Raw genomic sequence first — 2,213 nt, forward strand, 5'->3', positions numbered from 1 at the left:
AGCAGCCGAACATCCATCTGAAAAAGTAGGAAAAGAGTTACGTAAACTCTACAGCTGGAACAACGAAGAAAGCCAATTCATCAACAACTAGTGCGTATCCTACAAGTAGGATAGTGATATAGCGGAAAGTCCCCGAAAATGAGCTCGCTCATTTTCGGGGACTTTTTGATATATCAGCATGCGGCGCCAGCCGCATGTCGCTAGGCTCCGCCTAGCGACTATCCTTCTTGACCGTCCGCCCACAAGCTTTTTTCCTGCCCCTCACAAACCCCATATCACAAACCAGTCCGCTAGGCTCCGCCTAGCGACGCCAATTAGCTCCTCATCCCCCCCTTCCCTCCAAATTCCCAACAATCAAAAAGAAAAAGCATCATCATTTTCACCAACTATCAGTAAAAATAATAATGCCTTTACAATCACACAGATATTAACTAATCGATATCCCTTTAGTATCATTAATATAATCAACAAATGCCTTAGTCGACCCAGTAAGCGGAACCAACGCCGAATATGCAAATGAAACATCTCTTTGTTTCATCACATTTGGGGTTGAAATCTCAACAATCTGCCCTTTTTCTAGTTCATCCAAAACAAACTGCTTTATAACACAACCAGTACCAAGCCCTGTTTTCACGAAATCAATAAGCAGTTCCATGCTACTTACTTCCATAGCGTCATCTGTATCAATATTCCATTTGTTAAGATAACGGTCAACATATCTGCGAGTAAGATTTTTTTTATCAAGCAGAATAAGCTTTGATTTTTCTAAAAGCTGTTTTTCAGAAATCTGCTCACGTTGTAATAGACCGTTGACATATTGTGGTGATGCAACAAATGTATCCTGTAAATGCCCAATTGTAATATATTGAAGCTTTTTATTACTGTCAGGCTGAGCGATAAGGCCAATATCAATTTCCTTATTTTCCAGAAGCTTTACGGTATGCAGAGTGGACTGGCAATCAATAGCAATCTGTGTATGTGGATGAAGCTCCAAAAATCCCTTGAGATATGGAAGCAAGACATGTTTGCAAAGTGTTGAACTTACACCAATATGAATGTGGCCAATTCCAAGTTCATTGATGTGCTTAAGGCTTTCTTCACCTGCGTATATGGTTTCAAATGCACTGTGAATGTATTCATATAAAACAGTGCCTTCATGTGTAAGATTAACACCTCTTGAGTTTCTGTAAAGCAAAATAGTGCCAAGAGATTCTTCGAGTTTTTTGATTGCTTTACTGACGGCGGGCTGACTAATAAATAATTCTTTTGCAGCGCCCGATATACTTTCTGCTTCAGCGACAGCAGAAAAAATGTGATATAGGGAAAGTGTATTACTGTCCATTTTTCAAAATATCCTTTCTATCATTTTGCAAAAGTATGTCCAAATATAACTTGAAGTTATAGCTTATATACCTTATATGTATTTGCATTATACCAATATGTAGTGTAAAATACAACTATTAATTATTAGGGTAATTGAGTGCTGAGATGATTAAAATATTGTAGGATTTGCAAAAGCAGACGAGCCCAATTTAGTGGTAAATCTGCATATTAAAATAATTTATTAAAAAGTGGAGGTATTATAAAATGGCAAAGATTTATTATCAACAGGATTGCAATTTATCATTACTTGAAGGCAAGACAATTGCTGTTATCGGATACGGTAGCCAAGGACATGCACATGCGCTTAACGCAAAAGAGTCAGGTGCTAATGTAATTGTTGGTTTATATGAAGGAAGCAAATCATGGGCGAAAGCAGAAGCACAAGGATTTGAAGTATATACTGCAGCAGAAGCAGCAAAAAAAGCTGATATTATCATGATACTTATCAACGATGAGAAACAAGCCAAAATGTACAAAGATTCAATCGAGCCCAACCTTGAAGCTGGAAACATGCTTATGTTCGCTCATGGTTTTGCAATACATTTCGGACAGATCATAGCTCCTGCAGGCGTTGATGTTACAATGATCGCACCTAAAGGACCAGGACATACAGTAAGAAGCGAATACAAGGCAGGTAAAGGGGTTCCTTGTCTCGTTGCAGTACATCAAGATGCTACAGGCAAAGCGCATGAATTGGCACTTGCTTATGCACTCGCAATCGGTGGAGCAAGAGCCGGCGTTCTTGAAACAACATTCAGACAAGAAACAGAAACAGATCTTTTCGGAGAACAAGCAGTACTTTGCGGCGGTGTTTCAGCACTTATGCAAGC

2 protein-coding genes are annotated in these 2,213 nt (G+C 39.1%); one reads left to right on the plus strand and one right to left on the minus strand.

What is annotated here, in order from left to right; all coding sequences use genetic code 11:
• Positions 1 to 427 precede the first annotated feature (427 nt).
• Positions 428 to 1,342, minus strand: a complete 915-nt coding sequence (locus BMY18_RS20590; RefSeq protein ID WP_092458496.1) for a LysR family transcriptional regulator — start codon at positions 1,340 to 1,342, stop codon at positions 428 to 430.
• 245 nt (positions 1,343 to 1,587) lie between these two features.
• Here BMY18_RS20590 and ilvC point away from each other — a divergent pair.
• The coding region (gene ilvC, locus BMY18_RS20595; protein ID WP_092458499.1) for a ketol-acid reductoisomerase at positions 1,588 to 2,213 on the plus strand (626 nt) is incomplete at its 3' end.

The organism is [Clostridium] fimetarium (assembly GCF_900111235.1).
Taxonomy (GTDB): domain Bacteria; phylum Bacillota; class Clostridia; order Lachnospirales; family Lachnospiraceae; genus Clostridium_N; species Clostridium_N fimetarium.

What these genes read in the sequence shown, in the direction of transcription:
- BMY18_RS20590 (WP_092458496.1), bottom strand. Translation starts at nt 1,342, where the DNA reads ATGGACAGTAATACACTTTCCCTATATCACATTTTTTCTGCTGTCGCT.